We start from the raw sequence: 24988 nt of genomic DNA, 5'->3' as shown, positions 1-24988 counted from the left end.
CTTGGGTTTTCATTGGTCGGGTTTTTCTTTGGATTGGTAGTACCACCCCACAAACAACATTTCGACGGCAAATAAACGGCAGGATTTCTGACCAAGCGGCGATTCGCACCCCTTTGGGGGTATTTCTCCAAAGATTCGGACAACCCAGTGACATGTCCGCCAAATTTATCCATAGCGCGTTCACATCCACGGCACAGATGATGCCGCGGTAAAGGCGCACAGTGCCCATCTGCCGCATCCGGCGGTGGCCGGAGGGCTGGCCCAAGCGAAGGAATGCCGACTCGATTCGGCGGGATCGCTCTTTCGCCGACAAATCGACGGGAAGCCGGGAAATGGCGGAGAAACCGGGTCAGCGCTGCTGACCGAATGGTGTTTCTGAACGAAGGCGGAGCCTTTTCCGCAAGGCTGGAAACAGGCTGGCGGGCAGTGGTGGAAAGTTCGGCAAAATCCTGGCCGTACAGCCGCATTGCGTCGTTCCGCCGCATCGGCCAAGCTGGTCCGGTGCGACGAGGCCGACGGAGGGGGGAGGACGGAGCATGGCCCTGCGGGAACGCGGCTTTCTGGCCGGCGTGGACCGCCGGCTGCTGGTGGCGGCGCTGGCCCTGGCGCTGCTGACGCTGCTGGCCGTGCTGGACCAGCATCGGCCGACGCCGGGGTCGGCGCCGCCGGTGGAGTGGCGGCTGCCCAGCGTGGAGCTGCCGCGGACGGTGCCGATGGCGACGGCGCCCAGCCCGCGGCGGGATGAGCTTCTGGGGGCGGACTGAGCGGGTCAGCCGGTCGGCAGGCTGTCGCTTCCCTCGCCCAGCGGGCGTTCCATCAGCACGCCGTCCAGCCAGCGGCCGAACTTGAAGCCCACCGCCGGCAGGATGCCGACGTGCCGGAAGCCGCAGGCGCTGTGCAGGCCGATCGAGCCGTGGTTGGCGCTGTCGCCGATCGCCGCGATCATCCGGCGGTAGCCCGCCGCCTCGCACATCTCCAGCAGCGGGATCATCAGCGCCCGGCCGATGCCGCGCCGGCCCATGTCCTCGGCGACATAGACCGAGTTCTCCAGCGTGAAGCGGTAGGCGCTGCGCGTGCGGTACAGACCGGCATAGGCATAGCCGGACAGCCGCCCCTCGCACTCCGCCACCAGATAGGGCAGGCCGCGGGACAGGATGTCGGCGCGGCGCCGCGCCATCTCCGCCTCGTCCGGCGGGACCTCTTCGAAGGAGGCGGTGCCGTACAGGACATGGTGGGCATAGAGCGCGGTGATGGCTGGAATGTCGGCGTCGGTGGACGCCCGCACCGTGATGGCAGGCATTAACATCAGCTCCGTTGAGGACGGTCGGCGGGAAGAAGAAGGGCGCAGACGGTCGCCAACCCGCCGCCGACGCCGAGAAGCGCGAAACCCCAGCCCCAGCCGGAACCGCCGGTGCCGCCGGCATGGTCGAGCACCAGACCGACCGCCAGCGGCGCCGCGCCGCCGGCGCCGAAGCCGAGGATGGAGCGCACGGCGAGCGCCGCTCCCAGGCTGCCCGGCTCGACCGATTCCGTCATCGCCGTCGACAGCACCGGCGAATCGCCCAGTGCGGAAAAGCCGTAGAGCGCCGCCAACGCCAGCACGAGCGCCAGCGGCATCCCGTCCATCCAGCCGATGGTGAAGGAACAGGCCGCGCCCAGCACGCCCATCGCCACCAGCACCAGCCGGCGGCCCAGCCGGTCGGACGCGCGCCCCATCAGCAGCGACGACACGAAGCCCGAGATGTGGATGGCTCCGGCGATCCACAGCCCGCGAACCCCGGCGCCGCCGGACCCGGCGAGGCTGGCGGTGAGGAAGGCGGGCAGCCACGCCCACATGCCCAGCAGCTCCCAGCAATGGGTGGTGTAGCCCACGGTCAGCAGGAGGGAGCGGCGGTCGGCCAGGAAGCGGAAGGCACCGCGCAGCCGCCGCGCTCCGCCGCCGGCCACCAGATTGGCCCGGCCGCGCAGTCCCGGCGTGCCGAGCAGCGCCGCCAGCAGCGGCCCCAGCCCGCAGGCGATGAAGGCGGCCTCGTAGCCGAAGCGTTCCGACAGTCCGGCGGCGAGCGCGATGGAGCCGAAATAGCCGAGCGACCCCGCTGCCAGCAGCCAGCCCACCGCCGCGCCGCGCCGCGCCGCCGGCACGCCCTGCGCCACCAGCATGATGGAGGGGGCGTAGGTGCCGCCCTGGGTCAGCCCGACCAGCGCGAACAGCAGCAGCCCGCTTTCCGCCGAGCGGGCGAAGAAGGCGAAGGCGAGGCCGGTCAGCGCCGTCGCCCAACTGGCCCACAGGAAGACGCGCTTGGCGCCCAGACTGTCGGCGAACCAGGAGGACCCGACCAGCGACAGGGCATAGCCGACGTTGAAGGCGGTCTGGATCGACCCGGCCTCCCCCGCCGACATGCCCCAGGCCTGCATCGCCGGCCCGAGCGCGCCGGCATAGACCATGAAGGACAGCGAGGTGGCGAAGCGGCTGGCGCAAAGCAGCAGGAGCCAGGTTTGGCGGGCGGCAGGAGCGGGGATGGCGGCGGTCGTCATGACCACACCGTCGCGGAGGGCGGATAAAAAGGCAAATTTATTGATTTGATCGGAACCATAAGGAAGACTGGGGGTATGCGTGGCCTGAATCTCGACCAGCTCATCACCTTCGCCACCGTCGTCGAGCATGGCGGCTTCACCGAGGCGGCCGGCCGGCTTGGCCTGACCCAGCCGGCGGTCAGCATGCAGATCCGCAATCTGGAGGAGCGCTTCGGCGTGCGGCTGGTGGAGCGGGTGGGCAAGCGGGCACTGCCGACCGCGGCCGGGCGCGACCTGCTGCCCTTCATCCGCCGGCTGCGCGAGGAAGTGGAGGCGGCAGCAGTCGCCATGGGCCGCCACCGCGCCGGGCAGGTCGGGCGCGTGCGCATCGGCACCGGCGCCACCGCCTGCATCTACCGGCTACCGCCGATCCTGACGGCGCTGCGCAGCGCCCGTCCGGGGCTGGAGATCATCGTCGTCACCGGCAACACGCCGGACATCCTGGACGCGGTGGAGGGCGGTTCGCTCGATCTGGCGCTGGTCACCCTGCCGGCCGGCCGTCCCGGCCTGTCCATCGAACCGGTCTGTGCCGAGGAACTGGTCTGTGTCGGCCCCAGAGATGGCCCCGGCGACGGCGCCCGGTCTCCGGCGTCGGCAGTCGCCCCGGCGGCGCTGGCCGACCAGACGCTGATCCTGTACGAGCGCGGCGGGACCATGCGCGCGGTGATCGACGGCTGGTTCATGGCCGGCGGCATCCAGCCGCGCCCGGCGATGGAGCTGGGCAATGTGGAGGCGATCAAGAACCTCGTCGCCGCCGGGCTGGGCCGGTCGATCCTGCCGTCGGTCACCGTCGGGAGCCCGCAGGATTGCGACCGCTTCGCAGTTCAACCTCTGACGCCGCCGTTGATCCGCAAGTTAGGGTTGGTGTTGCGGCGTGACAAAGTACTCGATGCGGGCGTGCGGGCGATGGTGAAGGCAATCACCGATATGCGGTAACAACTTCGATAAAATTTCGCACATTTACGATCAGGAGGAATATTGCTTTTGGAAGGTTTACAGGGGCTTTAGGCAGTGCGCACTCTCGGTTTCTGAGACTTTCGTTTTTCTTGGGCGCCTATGACCAAGCAGCAGTCCGTCCCGAACGAGTCCGCCGGCAACCGAATGGAAGGCGGGCGGGGCGGGCATGCCCAACCGGGTTCCGGACCGGACGCAAAACTGCTGGCGCGGCTGGCGGAGCTGGAGCGCGAGAATGCGCAGCTGCAGACGGCGCTGTCCACCGCCTGCACCGGCTGCGACGACCTGCTGACGGTCACCGCGCTGAACGAGGATCTGCGCACCGCCTTCACCGCGCTGGAACGCAGCCGCGCCGCCCATGCCGACAGCGAAAGGCGGCTGCGCGCCATCCTGGACAGCGCCACCGGCCACGCCATCCTGACCCTGTCGCCGGCCGGCCGGGTGACCAGCTGGAATCCCGGCGCCGTCCGCATCCTGGGCTGGACGGAGGATGAGGCGCAGGGGCAGCCGGCCGACATCCTGTTTCCGCCGGAAGAGGTCGCCGCGGGCGTGCCCGACGCGCTGCGGGTGCGTGCGCTGGCCGAGGGCCGCGTCCAGGAGGAGCGCGCCTTTCGTCGTCGCGACGGCGCTGCCGTCTGGGGGGCGCTGACCATCCTGCCGCTCCAGGGCGACGAGGAGGGGTTCCTGTGGATCCTGCATGACCGCTCCGACGAGCGGCGGATGGAGGAGGCCATCGCCGACGCGCGCCGGCGCGCCACCGACATCCTGGACAGCATCGACGAGGCGTTGGTGGCGCTGGATTGCGACTATCGCGTCATCTACCAGAACCGCCGCGCCGAACAGCTCGACCGCCAGCCGCTGTCGGCAATACGCGGCCGACGCCTGTGGGAGGTGTGGCCGCAGTTCGCCGGGTCGGATCTGGAGGCGCTGTGCCGCAAGACGATGACGGAGCGTCAGCCGACCAGCATCGAAAAGCGCTTCGACGGCGAAGGCACCACACTGTGGCTGGAAATCCGCTACCTGCCGACGGCGGAAGGGGTGGGCTGCTTCTTCCGCGACATCACGATGCGCAAGCGGGCGGAGGAGGAGGCCCGCGCCTCGCACGAGCGGGCGGTGAAGATCCTGGAGAGCATCAGCGACGCCTTCTATGCCGTCGATCACGACTGGCGCTTCACCTACATCAACCGCAAGGCCGAACAGCTCTGGGGCCGGTCACGCGACACCCTGCTGGGCCGCTGCCTCTGGGAAGCCTTCCCCAATGCGCTGGGCAGCGAGTCGCTGGAGGCGCAGAAGCAGGCGGTGCGCGAAGGGCGGGAGATGACCATCGAGGTGATGTCCCCCGTGCTGGGCGACTGGGTGGAGGTCAGCATCTATCCCAACGCCGACGGGCTGTCCGTCTATTTCCGCGACATCACCGTCCGCCGGCAGGCGCAGCAGGCGCTGTTGCAGGCGAAGGAGACGGCGGAGGCGGCCGACCTCGCCAAGGGCAAGTTCCTGGCCGCCGCCAGCCACGACCTGCGCCAGCCGCTGCAGGCGCTGCTGCTGTTCGTCGACGTGCTGAAGCCGTATGTGCAGGGCAGCCAGGGCGCCAATGCGCTGATGCATCTGGGGCGCGGGCTGGACGCGCTGAAGGAATTGCTGGACAGCCTGCTCGACATGTCGCGGCTGGATGCCGGCGTGGTCCAGCCGAACATCGAGACCGTGCCGGTCGCCCCGCTGTTCGAGCACATCGCCGCATCGTACCGGCCGGTGGCGGCGGCGAAGGGGCTGGAGCTGCATATGCTCTCCTGCAACGCCGCCGCCCGCACCGACCGCACGCTGCTGACCCGCATGGTGCGCAACCTAGTGGAGAACGCCCTGCGCTATACCGAGAGCGGGCGGATCGACATCGAATGCCGCCGGGCCGGCGGGCGGCTGCTGATCGAGGTGCGCGACACCGGCATCGGCATCCCGCCCGACCATCTGGAGCGCATCTGGGAGGAGTTCCATCAGGTCGGCAACCCGGAGCGCGACCGCAACCGCGGTCTGGGGCTGGGGCTTGCCATCGTGCGGCGGCTGTCGCAGCTGCTGAACCATCCGGTGGACGTCCAGTCCAAGCCGGGGCAGGGGACCAGCTTCGTCATCGCCCTGCCGCTCGGCCGCACCATCGAGGCGCCGGTGACCGCGGCGGAGGCGGCGACGACCGGGCGCGGGCGCTTCGCCGTGGTGGTCGACGACGACGCCATCGTGCTGCTGGGACTGGAGACGATCTTCCGCGAATGGGGGTACGAGGTGCTGGTCGCCGGCTCCGCCCAGAAGGCGGTGGAGGGGTTGAGCCGGATGGGCCGGCGCCCCGACCTGATCGTCGCCGATTATCGCCTGCGCGAAGGGCAGTTCGGGACCGACGCGGTCGCCCGCATCCGCGCGCTGTATGGCGATCCCGGCAAGCCCCCCATCCCCGGCCTGATCCTGACCGGCGAGACCGGCCCCGACTGCGAACGCGACGCCGCCGCCCATGGGCTGGGCATCATCCACAAGCCGGTGACCCCGCGCCAGCTGAGCCACGCACTGGGCGAGCTGCTCGGGGGGACGTGACGGTTCGGCGGCCGTCCGTCCCCCCGCCGGAGCGTGCGTGCCTCAGCCCTGCTCGATCAGGTCGGCGCAGGCGTCCACCGCGGCGGCGGCGTAGGGGCGGATGCGCGGCGGGATCTGCGACGGGTTGATGCCCGGCCCGAGGATGCCGACGCCGACCGGCTTCATGAACTGGAGCTGCAGGTCGATCAGGCTGGAGATGACGGCATGGCCCATGACGTTGCCGTGCTCGGTCTCGCCCCGTTCGATGATGCCCAGCGCCACGGCGCCGGCGACGTCGTCGCGCATCAGCAGGCGCTTGATCGCCAGCGGCTTTTCCATCGAGCCGGGAACCCAGACCTCCGCGACGATGCCGAGGCCGCGGCGGGCGGCGACGGTGCGCGCCTCGTCCAGCATCTCTTCCACCTCTTTGCGGTGGAACCGTCCGAGCACGATGCCGATGTTGCTCACCCTCTGCTTCTCCCATGTTCGCGGTGTAACCTTCGCCCAAACTGTCGCGTCGTCGCGCAAAGCGCAAGGGCCGTCCGCGCAGAGCGCCAGGGCAGTCGCGCGGTGCCGATGGAGGCTTGATCGGTACGGAGATTTCCCGTCAGCTTCATAAAGTTGCGCGGGTAATTCCCGCCGCATTGCGGCGGGGTTCCAACTGTCGCAGAGGCGAATCCAAGGAAAAACCCTGATGGACAGGCACGGTCTCCTTGTGCGAACTGTTGCCGAGTGCGACAGGCCGTCGCACTGCGCTACAATTCAGCACAAATTGGTCGCCGCCGCTTTTCTTACGACCATGTAATGATGAGGGCGTTGCGGTTGTGACGGACCTGGAGGCGGGGGAGCCGACAGGGGTGTCGTCAGCCCAAAAGAACGACCAGGCGAATCCGGAACGGCAATCATGTTGAAAGGTGCGATCGAATACGCGCCGTCGACCTTCGAGGAGCGGGGGGCCGCGGTGGCCTTCACCACGCCGCTGCTGTCCCAGACCCGTGTGCGCCGTGGCGAGCGGTCGAAGCTCGAGGTGCTGATCCCCAGCCTGTCGCAGGGCATGGGCATCTATGTCGTCGCCTGGAAGGCGGTGCCGGACATGGTGTCGATGACCATGCACGACCGCTATCTGCACGACCTGATCGTGAAGGAGGACGCCTGCTCCCCGCACGAGATCCGCCGGGCGACGCTGAAGGCGGCGCGGCGCGGGCTTGCCGGGCCGCAGGCGGCGCAGGCCGCCCGCCGCGCCCTGGAGGAGGACGAGGAGCAGAGCACGCTGACCCACTACCTGCTGATCCTGGCGATCCTGAAGGCGGTGGGTCTGGAATCGCCGGAGATGCTGAAGGCCGGCATCGACACCGACGAGGGGCAGCGGCTGACCCGCCAGCTGATGACCCGCGCGGCGGAAAGCCTGCGCATGGACGCCACGCTGCTCTATGCCCGGCTGGCCGACATCGCGGCGGTCGCCGCCCCGGTCGGACTGGCGCATTCGCCCAGGCCGGGGCGGCTGACGCGCGGGCTGAACGACCTGAAGAGCTTCCGCGACAGCATGACCGAATGGGCGCGCGACGTGCCGAGCGACGCCGCCCCGGTGGCGGAGTTCTGCGCCGAGGTGGCGCAGCACACCATCGGCATCGGCGACAAGGTTCTGGGCGACTTCCACCGGCGGGTGGAGGCCATCGGGCCGCTGATGCGTGACTGGGACATCGAGATCCTGCGCGTGCGCGCCCAGGCCGGCCGCATGGCGTGGCTGCTCGACGGCTGGAGCCACATCACCGGGGCGTGGGAGGTGGCGCAGGCCGAGGACCATCACCAGCAGGCGGCGACCGTCAACGACCTGTTCCGCATCCTGCCGCTGCTGCCGCGCAAGGAGACGAGCCGCGACTTCGTCGAGGATGCCAAGCAGGTCAAGCTGGCCCATCGCCGCTCCGTCCGCATGCTGGAGGACTGGCGCACCGGCCAGATGGACATCGACGCCATCCGCCGGATCGAGGCGGTGAAAGCGCGCCTGCCATGACGGGAGGGGCGGAGAAAAAGGGGCAGGTGGACCGCCTGCCGGGGCTGGAAACCAAGCTGTTCGACATCCCTGAGGACAAGTTCATCGAGGTGGTCCGCCTGCTGGAGCGGGTGCGCGACCATCCCGACGTGCGCCAGACCTTCGCCGCCATCCGCCCGCGGCTGGTTCAGGTCCGCCCCGGGCGCCGCCCCACGCTGAAGCGCGTGCTGTGCATGCCGTTCGAGGATGTGCTGGAAAGCTTCAGCGGCGTCGACGTGCCGCTGGGCCGCATCGAACGGCGGGTGATCGACCCGGTGTGGACGCTGGTGACGGAGTGCGGCGACACCGCCCTGATCGACCAGCTCGACCGGCAGGTGCAGGAGACGGCGCCCGGCAATCTCAACGCGCTGCGCAACATCGGGCGCCGGCTGTGGCCGATGGCCGCCCAGGCCATTCGGGGAGCGGTGGAGCAGGACGGCGCCCGGCATGCGCTGTGGCGCGTGCTGCATGGCGACGAGGAATTGCAGCGGCAGGTGCTGGACATCGCCGCCTTTCTGGAGATCGGGCTGACGGTGGAATCGCTGAAGGACGCGCTGGCGCCGAAGCCGCTGCCGGCGCTGGGGGACGAGCATGCTGGCGCCATCGAGCAGGCGGTCCAGGCGGTGGCGCGGCAATCGACCGGGCTGGTCTATTACCTGCTGCTGGCCGCCGCCTCGCGCATGGCGAACCCGGCCGACCTGCTGACGGTGCTGAACGATCTGGATTTCGGCAAGGCGCGGCGTGAGCAGCCGGTGATCTTCGCCCAACTGAGCGGGCTGGTGGTCACCAATCTGGAGGAGCGGTCGGCCCGGCTGGACGGCAACGGCTACAGCGCCGGACCGGGCGGGGCCGCCGCCGCCATCGCGCCGGAGGAGGCCATCGCCATCGCCGAGCGGCTGGTCGCCAGCGTCAACACCACCTCCGCCGTCATGGATTTCCTGGCCGAGCCGGTCTATCGCGAGCGGCTGGAGGCGGTGAAGACGGCGGTGCGGACCATGGTGGCCGGAACCGTGCTCGACACCGCGTCCGGCGGCATCCTGACCGCCGTTCCGGCCCCGGTCGAGAACGGCCGCCCCGCCGCGGTGGACGAGGACGCCCAGGCGGCGGCCGAGGAGCATGCCCGCGCGCTGCGCCGCTGCGAGGGGCTGGCCGATGCGCTGAGCCTGCACGAGCCGCTGAAGACGGCGATGGCGTCGATGGAAAAGGGGCTGATGGCGCGGGCGCACGCCCTGCTGGCGCAGTATCCCAAGGCGGCCGGCGACCCGGACGATGCGGAAACGGCGGAGATCAGCCTGTTCTACGCCCTGCGCCTGCTGGAGCTGGTCGCCGGCCCCGCCAAGGCCGACCAGCTCCGCACCGCCATCATGGCCGCGACCGGAGAGTTCGCGGAGGAGTAGGGGGCGCGCCCTTTCTCCCTCACGACGTCGCCGGCAGGGCGTCCCTCGCTGCATCCTCATCGGCGTAGCGGCGGGCCAGGATGGCGCCGACCATCAGCTGGATCTGGTGGAACACCATCACCGGCAGCAGCACCAGACCGGCGGTGGCGGGGGCGAACAGGACGCCGGCCATCGGCACGCCGCTGACCAGCGACTTCTTCGAGCCGCAGAAGACGATCACCGCCTCGTCGGCGCGGGAGAAGCCCAGGCGGCGGCTGAGCACAGTCGTGCCGATCAGGAACAGCGCCAGGATGGCGCCGTCGATCAGCACCACCATGCCCAGGGCCGCCGGCGGCACCTGATGCCACAGGCCGTTCACCACCGCCTCGCTGAAGGCGAGATAGACGACCAGCAGGATCGAGCCGCGGTCGGTGAAGCGCAGCATCGTCTTGTGCCGCGCCGCCCAGGCGCCGACCCAGCGCCGCAGGAGTTGGCCGGCGACGAAGGGCAGCAGAAGCTGCGCCGCGATGGTCTGCAGCGTGTCGAGCGACAGCGCCGTCCCCTGCACCTTCAGGAACAGGGCCACCAGCAGCGGCGTCATCAGGATGCCGGAGATGTTGGACAGGGTGGAGCTGCACACCGCCGCCGCGACGTTGCCCCGCGCCATCGAGGTGAAGGCGATGGAGGACTGGACGGTGGAGGGCAGCAGGCAGAGGAACTGCACCCCGATCGCCAGGGCCGGCGGCAGCAGGCTGTGCGGCAGCGTTTCCACCACCGCCCAGCCGATCAGCGGGAAGGCGACGAAGGTCAGGCTGAAGATCAGCAGATGCAGGCGCCAATGCGCCATGCCCGCTACCACCTCTTCCCGCGGCAGCCGGGCGCCGTGCAGGAAGAACAGCAGCGCGATCGCCGCCTCCGCCAGCCAGTGCACGCCCTGGGCGGCCTGCCCATGCACCGGCAGCACGGTCGCCAGACCGACGGTCGCCACCAGCGCCATGGTGAAGCCGTCCAGGTTCGGGCGAGGCACGCGAATCATTGGTTGGTCCCCCAAATCGTTATCACTGGCCGGACATAACGCATTGGCTTCTCTTATAACGGCCTTCTCCGGTCTGGAATACAGTATTCAACATGCATGGCTGCCTTGAAAAGATTGGGGAAAATCGGCGCCGGTCCGGAGTCTTCCACGATGTGGAAATGTGCTGCGACTGCGAAAAGCGGTCAAACTCCTGGGATCGGTCAACTTTCGTCCCTGCTCAGTACCCCCTTGCAGCGCGCCTCGCCATACGGTAACGTATGGTCAAAGAACGGATGATTTCCCAGGGGAGCGATACGTCCATGCTGTCCAACCAGTACCCCAGCCTGAATTTCGACCTCGGCGAGTCGGCCGACATGCTGCGCGATTCGGTGCGGAGCTTCGCCGCCAATGAGATCGCCCCCCGCGCCGCCGAGATCGACCACAGCAACGAGTTCCCGAACGAACTGTGGCGCAAGATGGGCGACCTTGGCATCCTCGGCGTGACGGTCGACGAGGAGTATGGCGGCGCCGGCATGGGCTATCTGGAGCATGTCGTGGCGATGGAGGAGGTATCCCGCGCCTCGGCCTCCGTCGGCCTCAGCTACGGCGCCCATTCGAACCTCTGCGTCAACCAGATCCGCAAGAACGGCAACGAGGAGCAGAAGCGCCGCTATCTGCCCAAGCTGATCTCCGGCGAGCATATCGGCGCGCTGGCGATGTCGGAGCCGAACGCCGGGTCGGACGTGGTGTCGATGAAGCTGCGGGCCGAGAAGAAGGGCGACCGCTACGTCCTGAACGGCACCAAGATGTGGATCACCAACGGTCCCGACGCCGACACGCTGGTGATCTACGCCAAGACCGACATCAACGCCGGCCCGCGCGGCATCACCGCCTTCCTGGTGGAGAAGACCTTCAGGGGCTTCTCGGTGGCGCAGAAGCTGGACAAGCTGGGCATGCGCGGCTCCAACACCGGAGAGCTGGTGTTCGAGGATTGCGAGGTGCCGGAGGAGAATATCCTGGGCGGCGTCGGCCGCGGCGTGAACGTGCTGATGTCGGGCCTGGATTACGAGCGCGCGGTGCTGTCCGGCGGTCCGCTCGGCATCATGCAGGCCTGCATGGACGTGGTGATCCCCTATGTCCACGACCGCAAGCAGTTCGGCCAGTCGATCGGCGAGTTCCAGCTGATGCAGGGCAAGATCGCCGACATGTACACGATCATGAACGCCGCCAAGGCCTATGTGTACGCCGTCTGCAAGGCCTGCGACCGGGGCGAGACCACCCGCAAGGACGCCGCCGCCGCCATCCTGTTCTCCGCCGAAAAGGCGACCTGGATGGCCCTGGAGGCCATTCAAACGCTGGGGGGCAACGGCTACATCAATGAGTACCCGACCGGCCGCCTGCTGCGCGACGCCAAGCTCTACGAGATCGGCGCCGGCACCAGCGAGATCCGCCGCATGCTGATCGGGCGCGAACTGTTTAAAGAGACGGCGTAAGCCGGACGGAAAAGATCGAGGGAAAGGGACAGACCACCATGACCGACAGCATCGTCATCGCCGCCGCCGTCCGCACGCCGATGGGCGGCTTCCAGGGCGACCTCATGGGCCTGACCGGCCCGCAGCTGGGCTCCGTCGCCATCCAGGCGGCGCTTGAACGCTCGGGCCTGCCGGCAGACGCGGTGGACGAGGTGTTCATGGGCAACGTGCTGTCGGCCGGTCTGGGTCAGGCGCCGGCGCGCCAGGCGGCGCTCGGCGCCGGGCTGCCGAAGGGGGTGGGCTGCACCACCATCTCCAAGGTCTGCGGTTCGGGCATGCGGGCGGTGATGTTCGCCCATGACGTCATCAAGGCCGGTTCGGCCAAGGTGGTGGTGGCCGGCGGCATGGAGAGCATGTCGAACGCCCCCTACCTGCTGGACCGCGCCCGCGCCGGCTACCGCATGGGTCACGGCAAGGTGCTGGACCACATGTTCTTCGACGGTCTGGAGGACGCCTACGAGAAGGGCCGCCTGATGGGCACCTTCGCCGAGGAATGCGCCAGCAGCTACAACTTCACCCGCGAGGCGCAGGACAACTACGCCATCGAAAGCCTGAACCGCGCCCGCAAGGCGGTGGAGGACGGCTCCTTCAAGGCGGAGATCGCGCCGGTCCTGGTCAAGGGCCGCAAGGGCGACACGCTGGTCGACACCGACGAGCAGCCGGGCAAGGGCGATGCCAAGAAGATCCCGACGCTGAAGCCGGCCTTCGCCAAGGACGGCACGGTGACGGCGGCGAATTCCTCGTCGATCTCCGACGGCGGTGCGGCGCTGATCGTCACCACCCGCAGTGAAGCCGAGAAGCGCGGCCTGCGCGTGATCGCCGAGATCAAGGGCCATTCCAACCACGCCCAGCAGCCGGCGCTGTTCACCACCGCGCCGGTCGGCGCGATGCAGAAGCTGTTCGACAAGGTGGGCTGGTCGGCCCGCGACGTCGACCTGTTCGAGATCAACGAAGCCTTCGCGGTCGTCACAATGGCGGCGATGCGCGATCTCGACCTGCCGCACGACAAGGTAAACGTCCATGGCGGGGCCTGCGCGCTGGGGCACCCAATCGGGGCTTCGGGGGCGCGGATCCTCGTGACGCTGCTGGCGGCGTTGGAGAAGTATGACCTGAAGCGCGGTGTGGCCAGCTTGTGCATCGGTGGCGGTGAGGCTACGGCGATCGCGGTGGAGCGGGTGTAAGGGCGGGCGCTTGCCCCCTCCCTAACCCTCCCCCGCTTCGCGGGAGAGGGGACTGCCGCCGCTTCGCATTATGTGTCGCCGCCAAGCATCCTGCCCCCTCTCCCTCGAAGAGGGGGAGGGATGGGGAGGGGGCACAGCACGCCACCAACAAAAACCATCGCCCGAGGAAACGCCCGATGCACCTGACCGAAGAACAGACCATGGTCCGCGACATGGCCCGCGCCTTCGCGCAGGACCGGCTCGCCCCGACCGCTGCCGAGCGCGACCGCAGCGGTGCTTTCCCCAAGGCGGAACTCGCCGAGATGGGCGAACTCGGGCTGATGGGCATGCTGGTGCCGGAGGAGTTCGGCGGCGCCGCCACCGACCATGTCGCCTATGCGCTCGCCATCGAGGAGATCGCTGCCGGCGACGGTGCGGTGTCCACCATCATGAGCGTGCACAACTCGGTCGGCTGCATGCCGATCCTGAAGTTCGGTACGGACGCCCAGAAGGACCGTTTCCTCAAGCCGATGGCGCGCGGCGAGATGCTGGGCGCCTTCTGCCTGACCGAACCGCAGGCGGGGTCCGATGCCTCCGCCATCAAGACCCGCGCTCGCCGCGACGGCGACCATTGGGTGTTGAACGGCACCAAGCAGTTCATCACCTCCGGCTCGCAGGCCGACGTCGCCATCGTCTTCGCGGTGACCGACCCGGCGGCGGGGAAGAAGGGGCTCAGCGCCTTCATCGTGCCGACGGACACGCCGGGCTATCAGGTGGCGCGGACGGAGGAGAAGCTGGGCCAGCACTGCTCCGACACCTGCCAGATCGTGTTCGAGGAGTGCCGGGTTCCCACCGACCTGATGCTCGGGGCCGAAGGCGCTGGCTACAAGGTGGCGTTGGCGAACCTTGAGGGCGGGCGCATCGGCATCGCCTCGCAGTCGGTCGGCATGGCGCGTTCGGCGCTCGACCACGCCATCCGCTACGCCCAGGAGCGCCAGAGCATGGGCGTGCCGATCATCCAGCATCAGGCCATCGCCTTCCGCCTCGCCGACATGGCGACGCGGGTGGAGGCGGCGCGCCAGATGGTGCTGCATGCGGCATCCTTGCGCGATGCCGGGGTGCCCTGCATGAAGGAGGCGGCGATGGCTAAGCTGTTCGCCTCCGAGATCGCGGAGAAGGTCTGCTCCGACGCCATCCAGATCCATGGCGGCTATGGCTACCTGAATGATTTCCCGGTGGAGCGCATCTATCGCGACGTCCGGGTCTGCCAGATCTACGAGGGCACCAGCGACATCCAGCGGCTGGTCATCAGCCGCGCGCTTGTTCAGTAACACAGTCCGCAATCAAGACCGCCAAACCGGGAGGAAGACGGCATGACCGTCCTGAAGAGCGCCCTGAACGCGCGCTCCGCCGAGTTCCAGGCCAATGCCGACGCCATGCAGGCGCTGGTCGACGATCTGCGCCGGAAGGTCGCCGCCATCCAGCAGGGCGGCGGCGCCAAGGCGCGCGACAAGCACCTCGCCCGCGGCAAGCTGCTGCCGCGCGAGCGCATCCGCCAGCTGCTCGACGTCGGCTCGCCGTTTCTGGAGCTGTCGCAGCTGGCCGCCGACGGCGTCTATGCCGACGACATTCCATCGGCCGGCATCATCGCCGGCATCGGCAGCGTCGCCGGGCAGGAGTGCATGATCGTCGCCAACGACGCGACGGTGAAGGGCGGCACCTATTACCCGCTGACGGTCAAGAAGCACCTGCGCGCGCAGGAGATCGCCCAGCAGAACAACCTGCCCTGCATCTATCTGGTGGATTCCGGCGGCGCCAACCTGCCGAACCAGGACGAGGTCTTCCCCGACCGCGACCATTTCGGCCGCATCTTCTACAACCAGGCCAACATGTCGGCCGAGGGCATCCCGCAGATCGCCGTGGTGATGGGAAGCTGCACCGCCGGCGGCGCCTATGTCCCGGCGATGTCGGACGAGGCGATCATCGTCCGCAACCAGGGCACCATCTTCCTGGGCGGTCCGCCGCTGGTGAAGGCGGCGACCGGCGAGGTGGTGTCGGCCGAGGATCTCGGCGGCGCCGACGTCCATTCCCGCACCTCGGGCGTCACCGACCATTACGCGATGAACGACGCCCACGCGCTGGCGATGGCGCGCCGCGTAGTGTCGAACCTGAACCGCGCCAAGCACATCGACCTCGACCTGCGCGAGCCGGAGGAACCGGCCTTCGACCCGCGTGAACTCTATGGCGTCATCCCCAGCGATGCCCGCAAGCCGTTCGACGTGCGCGAGGTGATCGCGCGGGTGGTCGACGGATCGCGCTTCGACGAGTTCAAGCCGCTCTACGGCACGACGCTGGTGACGGGCTTCGCCCACATCTTCGGCTATCCGGTCGGCATTATCGCCAACAACGGCATCCTGTTCAGCGAATCCGCCCTGAAGGGCGCCCATTTCGTCGAGCTGTGCTGCCAGCGCCGCATCCCGCTGGTGTTCCTGCAGAACATCACCGGCTTCATGGTGGGGCGCAAGTACGAGGCCGGCGGCATCGCCAAGGACGGCGCCAAGCTGGTCACCGCGGTCGCCTGCGCCAAGGTGCCGAAATTCACGGTCATCATCGGCGGCAGCTATGGCGCCGGCAATTACGGCATGTGCGGCCGTGCCTACAGCCCGCGCTTCATGTGGATGTGGCCGAACGCCCGCATCTCCGTCATGGGCGGCGAGCAGGCGGCCGGCGTGCTGGCCCAGGTCAAGCGCGACGCCATGGAAGCCCAGGGCAAGCCGTGGTCGGCCGAGGACGAGGAGGCGCTGAAGGCGCCGATCCGCGCCCAGTTCGAGCGCGAGAGCCACGCCTATTACGCCAGCGCCCGGCTGTGGGACGACGGCATCATCGACCCGGCGGATACCCGCATGGTGCTGGGCCTCGGCCTGTCGGCCTCGCTGAACGCCCCGGTGCCGAAGACGCCCTTCGGCGTCTTCCGGATGTGATGGAGGCGACCCAATGACTGAACGTCATACAGGCGACATTCTGATCGAGGTTGCCGACACCGGCGTCGCCACCGTCACCATGAACCGCGGCGACGTGCACAACGCCTTCAACGAGCAGGTCATCGCCGACCTGACATCCGCCTTCCGGCAGGTGGGCGAGGATCCGGCGGTGCGCGTCGTCCTGCTGCGCGGGGTGGGCAAGAGCTTCTCGGCCGGCGCGGATTTGTCCTGGATGAAGAAGATGGCCGGCTACTCCCACGCGGAGAATCTGGCCGACGCCATGGGCCTCGCCACCATGCTGCGCACGCTGGACGAATGCCCGAAGCCCACGGTCGCCGTGGTGCAGGGGCCGGCCTTCGGCGGCGGCGTCGGGCTGGTTTCGGCCTGCGACATCGCCATCGGCGTCGAGACGGCCACCTTCGCGCTGTCGGAGGTGCGGCTGGGCATCATCCCCGCCGCCATCAGCCCCTATGTCATCGCCGCCATCGGTGAGCGCGCTTGCCGCCGCTACTTCCTGACCGGCGAGCGCTTCAGCGCGGCGGAGGCCCACCGCATCGGTCTGCTGCATGAGCTGACCAATGCCGACGGTCTGGAAGAGACGGTGGCGAAGACGGTGAAGAACCTGATGGACAGCGCCCCCACAGCGGTCACCGCCGCCAAGGAGCTGATCCGCGCCGTCGCCCGCCGGCCGCTGACCGACGATGTGGTGCGCGACACGGCGGAGCGCATCGCCCGCCAGCGCGCCAGCGCCGAAGGCAAGGAGGGCGTCGGCGCCTTCCTCGACAAACGCACCCCGTCCTGGCGGAGCTGATCCACATGTTCGACAAGATCCTGATCGCCAACCGCGGCGAAATCGCCTGCCGGGTCATCCGCACCGCCCGCCGCATGGGCATCAAGACCGTCGCCGTCCATTCGGAGGCCGACGCCAAGGCGATGCATGTCCAGATGGCCGACGAGGCCGTCTGCATCGGCCCGGCCCCGGTCGGCGAAAGCTATCTGCGCGGCGACGTCATCCTCGACGTGGCGAAGCGCACGGGGGCGCAGGCCATCCATCCCGGCTACGGCTTCCTGTCGGAGAATGCCGGCTTCGCCGCCGCTTGCGCGGAGGCCGGTGTCGTCTTCATTGGCCCGCCGATCGACGCCATCCGCGTCATGGGCTCCAAGGCGGAGTCCAAGCGGCTGATGGCGAATGCCGATGTGCCGCTGGTGCCGGGCTATCACGGCACCGACCAGGATTTCGCCACCCTGTCGGCGGAGGCCGAGCGCATCGGCTATCCGGTGCTGGTCAAGGCGTCGGCCGGCGGCGGTGGCAAGGGCATGCGCGTGGTGCGCGCCGCCAACGAGCTGGCCGACGCGGTGGCGGGCGCCCAGCGCGAGGCCAAGGCGGCGTTCGGCGACGACAGCCTGCTGCTGGAGAAATATCTCGGCCGGCCGCGCCATGTCGAAATTCAGGTCTTCTGCGACACCCACGGCAACGGCGTCTATCTGTTCGAGCGCGACTGCTCGGTCCAGCGCCGCCACCAGAAGGTGATCGAGGAGGCGCCGGCTCCCAACCTGCCCGACGACCTCCGCCGCCGCATGGGCGAGGCCGCGGTGGCCGCCGCCAAGGCGGTGAACTATGTCGGCGCCGGCACCGTCGAGTTTCTCTATGAGGATGGCGGCTTCTACTTCATCGAGATGAACACCCGCCTGCAGGTGGAGCATCCGGTGACGGAGAAGATCACCGGGCTCGATCTGGTCGAGTGGCAGTTGCGGGTGGCATCCGGGGCGGAGCTGCCGCTGCGCCAGGAGCAGTTGACCCGCAAGGGCCATGCCTTCGAGGCGCGGCTGTACGCCGAGGATCCGCAGCGCGACTTCCTGCCGGCCATCGGCAAGCTGGTGCGCCTGCGTCCGCCGGCCGAATCCGTGCATGTCCGCGTCGACACCGGTGTCCGCGAGGGCGATTCGGTGACGATGTACTACGACCCGATGATCGCCAAGCTGATCGTCTGGGACGAGGACCGTGACTCTGCGCTGCGCCGCCTGCGCGTGGCACTGGCCGAGTATGAGGTGGTCGGCGTCACCACCAACGTCGGCTTCCTCGGCGCCATCGCTGGCCATCCGGCCTTCAAGGCGGTGGAGATCGACACCGGCTTCATCGAGCGCCACCGCGCCGACCTGCTGCCGCCGCCGGCCCCGGTGGCCGACAAGGCGCTGGCCGCCGCCGCTCTCTCGGTGCTGCTGCGCCGGCGGGAGGAGGCCCAGGCCGCGCTGCGTGCCCGGTCGGATCGCCACTCGCCCTGGCTGCTCGCCAATGGCTGGCGGCTGAACGAGGAGAACCATTACGACCTGCGCCTGATGGACGGCGACACCGCGCGCGAGGTGACGCTGCATTTCCGCAGCGATGGCTACGAGGTCGCGGTCGATGGCGGGAAGCCGATGCCGGTGACCGGGGTCAGTCTGTCGGACGGCCTGCTGACCGCGACGCTGGACGGCATGCGCACCCGCGCCACCGTGGTGCAGCAGGGGCTGGACATCACCGTGCTGATCGACGGCGCCGTGTCCCGCCTGACGCTGGACGACCCCAGCGCCCGCGCGGCGGAGCAGGAGGGCGGCTCCGGCCGTCTGACCGCGCCGATGCCGGGCACCGTGGTCCGTGTGCTGGTCGAAGCCGGCCAGAGCGTCGAGGCCGGCGCGCCGCTGATGCTGCTGGAAGCCATGAAGATGGAGCACACCATCAAGGCCCCGGCCGCCGGCACCGTCAGCGCCGTGAATTTCGCGGCGGGCGATCAGGTGTCGGAAGGCGTCGACCTTCTGGTTCTCGACATCGCGGAGGGCTGACCGATGCTGTTGCCGAAATTCGTCCGTATGGTGGAGGTCGGTCCGCGCGACGGCCTCCAGAACGAAAAGTCGATGGTGCCGACCGCGGTGAAGGTGGAGCTGGTCAACCGCCTGTCCGACGCCGGATTGAGCGTGGTCGAGGCGGCCAGCTTCGTCTCGCCCAAATGGGTGCCGCAGATGGGCGACAGCGCCGAGGTTCTGGCCGGCATCGCCCGCAAGCCCGGCGTCCGCTATGCCGCCCTCACCCCCAACCTGAAGGGGCTGGAGGGGGCGCTGGCGGCCAAGGCCGACGAGGTGGCGGTGTTCGGCGCCGCCTCGGAAAGCTTCAGCCAGAAGAACATCAACTGCTCCATCGCCGAGAGCCTGGACCGCTTCGCGCCTGTGATGGAGCAGGCCAAGGCGGCGGGCGTGCCGGTGCGGGGATATGTCTCCTGCGTGCTCGGCTGCCCCTATGAGGGGGAGATCGCGCCGAAGGCGGTGGCGGATGTGGCGGAGCGGCTGTTCGCCATGGGCTGCTACGAGGTCTCGCTGGGCGACACCATCGGCACCGGCACCCCGACCAAGGCGCAGGCGATGATCGCCGCGGTGGCGGAGCGGGTGCCGGTGGAGAAGATCGCCGTCCACTTCCACGACACCTACGGGCAGGCTCTGGCCAACATCCTGGCCGCCCTGCAGATGGGCGTGGCGGTGGTCGACAGCTCCGTCGCCGGCCTGGGCGGCTGCCCCTATGCCAAGGGCGCCAGCGGCAATGTGGCGAGCGAGGATGTGCTGTATATGCTGAACGGCCTCGGCATCGAGACGGGGGTGGACCTGGACAAGCTGATCGCCGCCGGGGCGTTCATCAGCGATGCCATCGGCCGCCCCACCGCATCGAAGGTGGCCCGCGCTCGTGGTTGTGCGTGAGGGAACCTTCGGCAACGAAGGGCCGCGCTTCCGCAAGGGGGCGCGGCCCTTTCGTATTTGGGGGGCGCCTCGGGCGACGAACCTTGCCCGCCGGTTCAATGGATTCCACTCACGGCTTGCGGCAGATCACCTCGGTCGGGAGGATGCGCTGCTCCTCCAGGTTCCTGACCTGATTGCGCGCCATCTCGCGGAACTCCGGGCCCAGAAGGAGGTGGAAGCCGAGCGTGGGCGGGCCGTCGCGCTCGATCCGCTCGCGCAGCTGCTGGAACCACACGCGGCCTTCCGCGCTGGTGTCCCGCCACCCGATGATTTCGAAACCGCTTCCGCTCAGCAGATCGCGGAGCTCATCCGGCGCGGCGAGGAAGCTGGTGGCGGGGTCGCGTGCCCATGGCACAGGGAAGTGAACCGGACCGCCCGGTCCTTCGAGCAGATCGTAGAGGCCGAACAGGCCGCCCGGTTTGAGGACGCGCGCGACCTCGGCATAGAACCGCCGCTTGTCGGAAATGTTCATCGCCACATGCTGGGTATAGACCCGGTCGAAGCCGGCGTCGGGCAGGGGAATGTCCAGCGCCGAGCCTTGCAGATACTCGACGGTGCCGCCCAGCCCGACCCGGTCGGCCAGGACGGTCGCCGTGCGGCAGTATTCCTCGGTGAGGTCCAGCCCGACGACCTGGCAGCGGTAGAGATCGGCGAGGTGGCGGGAGGGGCCGCCAAGGCCGCTGCCGACGTCGAGGACCCTGGTGCTTGGGTCCAGACGGAGGGCCCGGCCGAGTTCGGCGGTGGCTTCGCGCCCGCGGATGTGGAACTCGTCGATCGACGCGAGGTCGTCGGGACGCAGACGGGAGAGGTCCTTTCCCGCCCGTTCCAAGGCGCCGAGGATTTCCGCAGCCAAGTCCTGGCGCCCGTAATGCTCGGTCACCCTTTGCTCGACAGACATGCCGCCCTCCCCTGGTTCGATCCCGGCCCCAGCGGGTGTCCAATCATCGGCCCGACCGCACATCCTGGCAACGGCGCCTTGGAAAGCGCCGCTGCCGCCGACGGCGGGCCTTCCGGTATCATCCGGATATGCGGCATCCTAAATTGTACGTACTACAAACTTGACGGTCCGGGCCGTCCGGCGCATCATCATCGACGTGATGGATGGTGCCGAAAACGCATTGTTCCCACGACGCCGACCGGCCTGAGCGCCGGCCGGAACCACGGCTGGAGTTCCAGTGGCAACGACCCACGGCCGCTAATCGCGCGCCGCCACATGACCTGTTGCCCGTCCGGCTGTTCGGCGGCGGAGCCATACCCGGGTGGCTCCGCCGCCGATTGTTTTTTGGCGCCGATTGTTTTTTGGCCGACTGTTTTTTGGGCATCGGCCACGAACCGGTCCAATCCCCGCCATCCTCCCGCCTCATTTCTGTCACGTCCTGTCCCGCTCCGCATTTCACCAGGGCAGCGGTCAGCGCGTAATGGATTTTGCCGAATTTCATACCACTTTTGAGCAAAGACCCCGGCAACCCCTGCCGAAATCGCTCGAAAATCAAACGAAACTTCGAAAAATATTGATGGGCTTTCACAAAATGGGGGTATGGGCTGTGGCTTTAACGCGCCATTAACCAGACTGGATTGAGTTTAGGCACATCAGACGCGGCCAACTCCAACCAGCACGCGAAGTTGACTTCCAAGCTAGATGGAAATGGTTCGTCCCGTGTTAATGCCGATATGTCGGTTTCCCTTGGATTTGAAAGGCCCGCCCCCATGACCGTGCCGGCAGTCCTCCGCGATGTGGCGCAGTATGGCGCCTACGCCGCCGGCCGGGGCCGACATGCGGGCCTGCTGGTCGCGGTCCTGCTGCTGGCCGGCTGCCCGGCCAACACGGCCGGACCCTGGGGGGGAGCGGACGTGACGGCCGCCCGACCGCCCGCACATCCGGCGACCCCGCCGGTGCCGAAGCCCAAGCCGGTCCGGAAGGCCCCCGACACCGCCACGCTGGCACCGGCCCTGCCGATGCCGATGCCGGGCCCGCCGGTGACCAACGGGGAACTGACCGCCGATCAGGCCACCACCCATCTGGCGGCCATCGGATCCGACAACGCCGCCCAGGCGGCGATGCCGCCTAATGCCACCCAGACGGCGATGCCGTCTAACGCCGCCCAGGCGGCGATGCCTTCCATGGGCGGCACGCCCACCCAACCCGCAACCACCAACGCCGACCCCGACAGTCTTGTCGGGCTGGACGAAGTCCAGACTCTCAAACTCCTGGGGTCCCCCGTTGCACGGGAAGAGGCGCCTCCCGCCAAGATCTGGCGGTATGCCAAGGGCGATTGCACCCTCAAGGTGTTCTTCTTCATGGATATGACCTCGTCCCAGGACTTCCGCGCCCTCTCTTACGATATGAAGAGCAGCCAAAATGTCCCTGACGCCGACCACCGATGCTTCGCCCAACTCCTCGCTCAAGCTGACCCAGGGCGCCCTGTCCGCGCCGGGGTTCAGTAAGGCGGAGTCGAACAAGGGAATGTCAGCAATGACCGAACCGACCATTGCCCGCATCGCTCTGGTGGACGACGACGACCTGTTCCGTGAGTCGCTCAGCCTCAACCTCGGCGACGAGGGGTACGAGGTCATCACCTTCGACCGCGGCGAACCGGCGCTCGACTTCTTCGCCGAAGGCGGGTCGGTCGACATCGTCCTCCTGGACTGGCGCATGCCCAAGCTGGACGGCATCGACGTCCTGCGCCAGATGCGCGCCCGCGGCATCGCCACGCCGGTCATCTTCCTGACCGTGCTATCCGACCAGATTTACGAAGAGGCCGCCCTGGCCGGCGGCGCGCTGGACTTCGTCGAGAAGTCGCGCAGCCTGTCGATCCTGCTGAAGCGCATGCGCCTGATCCTTGACGGGATCAAGGGCGACGCCACCAAGGGCGGCGAGGATGCGGATGCCGGCGGCAACAGCACCAGCCACCGCCTGGGCGAGCTGGAACTGCGCCTGGACAACAGCCGCGCCTTCTGGAAGGGCAAGCGCATCGACCTGACGCTGACCGAGTTCAACATCGTCAAGCTGATGTCGACCCGCCCGGAAGAGGACGTGTCCTATCGCGAGATCTACGACCTCGTCCACGGCAAGGGCTTCGTCGCCGGCTATGGCCCGTCGGGCTACCGCGCCAACGTCCGCGCCTTCATCAAGCGCATCCGTCAGAAGTTCCGGTCGGTCGACGCGACCTTCGCCTGCATCGAGAACTATCCGGGCTTCGGCTATCGCTGGGGCAAGGGTGAGAACGCGGCCAACCAGGGCCGCGACGAGGACGGTATGGGCGAGGATATGCTGATCGATGGCGCTGCTGCCGACTGACCTCGCGTTGCGGGCGCCCCGACGGGCGTCCGCCCGCCTGCTCTGGCTCTGGCGCTCGATGGCGAGCCGCCTGCTGCTGCTCACCCTTGTCTTCATCGCAGTGCCGGTCCTGCTCTATGACCAGTTCCAGCGCGCCGACGAGGCGTCGCAGCAGCTTCTGCTGAAAAGCGCCCAGCGCCAGGGCGAGCTGATCGCCCGCGCGCTGGAACCCGAACTGCTGGGCGTCGACCGCACCGCCCTTCCCAGCCTGAGCATCGCGCTCGCCCGCTATGGCGACGACCGCACGCGGCTGAAGCTGCTGGTTCGCCCGCGGGTGACCGCCACCGGCGCCGCCACCACCCCGTCCGGGGCCAAGGCCGGGCCGGAGCCCTTCTTCTACGTCGCCGCGGCCCCCAGCCTGTCCACCGCCGACATCGACGCCGAACGGCGCCTGCTGCTCGAACAGGGCGTGCTGGACCGTCTGGGGTCGAGCTGCGCCGGCAACGCGACGCTGGCGATGCGCGTCCCCCATCTGGAAGGCGGGGAGGAGGTGCTGTCCTCCATCACCCCGATCAAGACCAGCTTCGGCTGCTGGGCGCTGGTGACCAGCCACGCGACGGAAGCCTACATCTCCTCCTCCATCGGCCGGCCTTACTGGAGCACACCTGCGGTCCAGGCCGCCGCCGCCATCTATCTGGCGATGGCCGCGCTGGTGCTGGCGGTGCTGGCCGGCATCTGGCGCAACCTGAACCGCTTCGGCGATCTGGCCCGCCGCATCGTCGGCGGCGACGATACGCCCGAGCGCGAGGACCGCGACGCCTCCTTCGCCGCGCGCAACACCGTGCCGGAACTGGCCGGCGTGGCCGAGGATTTCGACCGGCTGGTCGCCACGCTGCGCGACAGCGCCCAATCGCTGCGCCGTGCCGCCGAGGACAACGCCCATGCCTTCAAGACGCCGATCGCCGTGATCCGCCAATCGGTGGAGCCGCTGCGCCGCGCCATGCCGGCGGAGAACGCCCGCAGCCAGCGCGCCCTGACGATGATCGAGAAGTCGCTGGACAAGCTGGACGGGCTGGTGTCCTTCGCCCGCCGCATGGACGAGGCGGCGGCGGATCTGCTGGCGCCGGCGCGCCGCCGGGTCGATCTTTCGTCGCTGGTGGAACGGATGGCCGGCGGCTATACCGGGCTGCTGGCCGAACGCCGCCTGCACATGCGCTCGCGCATCGATGCCGGGCTGGTGGTGCGGGCCAGCGAGGAGACGCTGGAGACCATCGTCGAGAATCTGGTGGAGAACGCCGTCAGCTTCTCGCCGCCCGAGGGGACGGTCAGCGTCCGCCTGACCCGCAGCGCCGCTCAGGGCGCGCCGATGGCCGAGCTGGTGGTGGAGGATGAGGGGCCGGGCGTCGATCCCGCCAACCTGGACCGCATCTTCGAACGCTATTTCTCCCACCGCGAACCCGGCCGCGGCATGCCGGAGGACGAGGCGGCGGCGCATCAGGCCGGCGCGGCCCATTTCGGCATCGGCCTGTGGATCGTCCGGCGCAACATCGAGGCCTTCGGCGGCCGTGTCCGCGCCGAGAACCGTCCCACCGGCGGCCTGCGCATGACGGTGGCCCTGCCGCTGGCGGCCTGATCGCGGCGCCCCGGCGGCGTCCGGGGCGACATTGGGGGCGAACGGGCTTCGGATCGGCGGCATCTTCGCCGCTCCGGCTATGGTCCGGCATGGCCTGATCCCGTTTTTTCCGTTAGGATCGGGGCTGCCAGCCGAACAGCAT

Annotated in this window: 21 protein-coding genes; 15 read left to right on the top strand and 6 right to left on the bottom strand. The window is 68.6% G+C overall.

Translation table 11 applies throughout. The features are described from left to right. Positions 1 to 536 precede the first annotated feature (536 nt). Positions 537 to 764, top strand: coding sequence for a hypothetical protein (locus M5E06_RS21495; protein ID WP_252139927.1), 228 nt, complete (start codon positions 537 to 539; stop codon positions 762 to 764). Between the two features lie 5 nt (positions 765 to 769). Here the strand turns inward: M5E06_RS21495 and M5E06_RS21490 are convergent, their stop codons facing one another. Both M5E06_RS21490 and M5E06_RS21485 read right to left on the bottom strand, forming a co-directional pair. Continuing rightward, positions 770 to 1300, bottom strand: coding sequence for a GNAT family N-acetyltransferase (locus M5E06_RS21490; RefSeq protein WP_252139926.1), 531 nt, complete (start codon positions 1298 to 1300; stop codon positions 770 to 772). Positions 1301 to 1305: 5 nt separating this feature from the next. Further along, entirely contained in the window at positions 1306 to 2535 is a 1230-nt protein-coding gene (locus M5E06_RS21485; RefSeq protein WP_252139925.1) for an MFS transporter, read from the bottom strand. A gap of 75 nt (positions 2536 to 2610) precedes the next feature. On the opposite strand from M5E06_RS21485, the gene M5E06_RS21480 reads away from it, so the two are divergent. Further along, positions 2611 to 3510: a LysR family transcriptional regulator gene (locus tag M5E06_RS21480; protein ID WP_252139924.1), complete on the top strand. Its 900-nt coding sequence runs from the start codon at positions 2611 to 2613 to the stop codon at positions 3508 to 3510. Between the two features lie 120 nt (positions 3511 to 3630). Beyond that, positions 3631 to 6102 carry a PAS domain-containing hybrid sensor histidine kinase/response regulator gene (locus M5E06_RS21475; protein ID WP_252139923.1) on the top strand — a complete coding sequence of 824 codons (2472 nt, stop codon included), beginning with the start codon at positions 3631 to 3633 and terminating at the stop codon, positions 6100 to 6102. A gap of 42 nt (positions 6103 to 6144) precedes the next feature. Here M5E06_RS21475 and M5E06_RS21470 read toward each other — a convergent pair whose 3' ends face one another. Further along, complete coding sequence (locus M5E06_RS21470; RefSeq protein WP_085084143.1) at positions 6145 to 6549, bottom strand: 6,7-dimethyl-8-ribityllumazine synthase; 405 nt, start codon at positions 6547 to 6549, stop codon at positions 6145 to 6147. Positions 6550 to 6985: 436 nt separating this feature from the next. Between M5E06_RS21470 and M5E06_RS21465 the strand changes: the two genes are divergently transcribed. Together M5E06_RS21465 and M5E06_RS21460 are read left to right on the top strand one after the other, a co-directional pair. Continuing rightward, the gene (locus tag M5E06_RS21465) at positions 6986 to 8092 is read left to right on the top strand and encodes a hypothetical protein (RefSeq protein WP_109153375.1); all 1107 of its coding nucleotides are present in this window, start codon (positions 6986 to 6988) and stop codon (positions 8090 to 8092) included. Between the two features lie 26 nt (positions 8093 to 8118). Beyond that, on the top strand, positions 8119 to 9507 hold the full coding sequence (locus M5E06_RS21460; protein WP_252139922.1) for a hypothetical protein: 1389 nt from the start codon (positions 8119 to 8121) through the stop codon (positions 9505 to 9507). A gap of 19 nt (positions 9508 to 9526) precedes the next feature. Here M5E06_RS21460 and M5E06_RS21455 read toward each other — a convergent pair whose 3' ends face one another. Continuing rightward, complete coding sequence (locus tag M5E06_RS21455) at positions 9527 to 10522, bottom strand: bile acid:sodium symporter family protein (RefSeq protein WP_252139921.1); 996 nt, start codon at positions 10520 to 10522, stop codon at positions 9527 to 9529. A gap of 299 nt (positions 10523 to 10821) precedes the next feature. Between M5E06_RS21455 and M5E06_RS21450 the strand changes: the two genes are divergently transcribed. The 7 genes from M5E06_RS21450 to M5E06_RS21420 all read left to right on the top strand — a co-directional run bounded on the left by M5E06_RS21450 (position 10822) and on the right by M5E06_RS21420 (position 19897). Continuing rightward, a complete protein-coding gene (locus tag M5E06_RS21450) occupies positions 10822 to 11994 on the top strand; it encodes an isovaleryl-CoA dehydrogenase (protein ID WP_252139920.1) in 1173 nt (390 codons plus the stop codon). A 38-nt stretch (positions 11995 to 12032) separates the two neighbouring features. Further along, positions 12033 to 13214, top strand: a complete 1182-nt coding sequence (locus M5E06_RS21445) for an acetyl-CoA C-acyltransferase (protein WP_252139919.1) — start codon at positions 12033 to 12035, stop codon at positions 13212 to 13214. 176 nt (positions 13215 to 13390) lie between these two features. Then, positions 13391 to 14524: an acyl-CoA dehydrogenase gene (locus M5E06_RS21440; protein WP_252139918.1), complete on the top strand. Its 1134-nt coding sequence runs from the start codon at positions 13391 to 13393 to the stop codon at positions 14522 to 14524. Between the two features lie 42 nt (positions 14525 to 14566). Next, positions 14567 to 16174, top strand: a complete 1608-nt coding sequence (locus M5E06_RS21435) for a carboxyl transferase domain-containing protein (RefSeq protein ID WP_252139917.1) — start codon at positions 14567 to 14569, stop codon at positions 16172 to 16174. A gap of 13 nt (positions 16175 to 16187) precedes the next feature. Continuing rightward, positions 16188 to 16985: an enoyl-CoA hydratase/isomerase family protein gene (locus tag M5E06_RS21430; RefSeq protein ID WP_252139916.1), complete on the top strand. Its 798-nt coding sequence runs from the start codon at positions 16188 to 16190 to the stop codon at positions 16983 to 16985. A 5-nt stretch (positions 16986 to 16990) separates the two neighbouring features. After that, entirely contained in the window at positions 16991 to 18994 is a 2004-nt protein-coding gene (locus M5E06_RS21425; RefSeq protein ID WP_252139915.1) for an acetyl/propionyl/methylcrotonyl-CoA carboxylase subunit alpha, read from the top strand. A gap of 3 nt (positions 18995 to 18997) precedes the next feature. Then, on the top strand, positions 18998 to 19897 hold the full coding sequence (locus M5E06_RS21420) for a hydroxymethylglutaryl-CoA lyase (protein ID WP_252139914.1): 900 nt from the start codon (positions 18998 to 19000) through the stop codon (positions 19895 to 19897). 109 nt (positions 19898 to 20006) lie between these two features. Here the strand turns inward: M5E06_RS21420 and M5E06_RS21415 are convergent, their stop codons facing one another. Then, a complete protein-coding gene (locus M5E06_RS21415) occupies positions 20007 to 20834 on the bottom strand; it encodes a class I SAM-dependent methyltransferase (RefSeq protein WP_252139913.1) in 828 nt (275 codons plus the stop codon). A gap of 188 nt (positions 20835 to 21022) precedes the next feature. Next, complete coding sequence (locus M5E06_RS21410; protein WP_252139912.1) at positions 21023 to 21277, bottom strand: hypothetical protein; 255 nt, start codon at positions 21275 to 21277, stop codon at positions 21023 to 21025. A gap of 366 nt (positions 21278 to 21643) precedes the next feature. On the opposite strand from M5E06_RS21410, the gene M5E06_RS21405 reads away from it, so the two are divergent. Genes M5E06_RS21405 through M5E06_RS21395 form a run of 3 tightly spaced genes read left to right on the top strand, consistent with a single transcriptional unit; the run spans position 21644 to position 24846 of the window. Beyond that, a complete protein-coding gene (locus M5E06_RS21405; RefSeq protein WP_252139911.1) occupies positions 21644 to 22381 on the top strand; it encodes a hypothetical protein in 738 nt (245 codons plus the stop codon). A 28-nt stretch (positions 22382 to 22409) separates the two neighbouring features. Beyond that, positions 22410 to 23234 carry a response regulator transcription factor gene (locus tag M5E06_RS21400; protein WP_252139910.1) on the top strand — a complete coding sequence of 275 codons (825 nt, stop codon included), beginning with the start codon at positions 22410 to 22412 and terminating at the stop codon, positions 23232 to 23234. Further along, on the top strand, positions 23215 to 24846 hold the full coding sequence (locus tag M5E06_RS21395; protein ID WP_252139909.1) for a sensor histidine kinase: 1632 nt from the start codon (positions 23215 to 23217) through the stop codon (positions 24844 to 24846). The genes M5E06_RS21400 and M5E06_RS21395 overlap by 20 nt, the downstream gene beginning before the upstream one ends. Positions 24847 to 24988 lie beyond the last annotated feature (142 nt).

Origin of the sequence: Azospirillum sp. A1-3 (assembly GCF_023806445.1) — a bacterium.
GTDB lineage: Bacteria > Pseudomonadota > Alphaproteobacteria > Azospirillales > Azospirillaceae > Azospirillum.
This window is presented reverse-complemented; position numbering and strand designations above follow the sequence as displayed.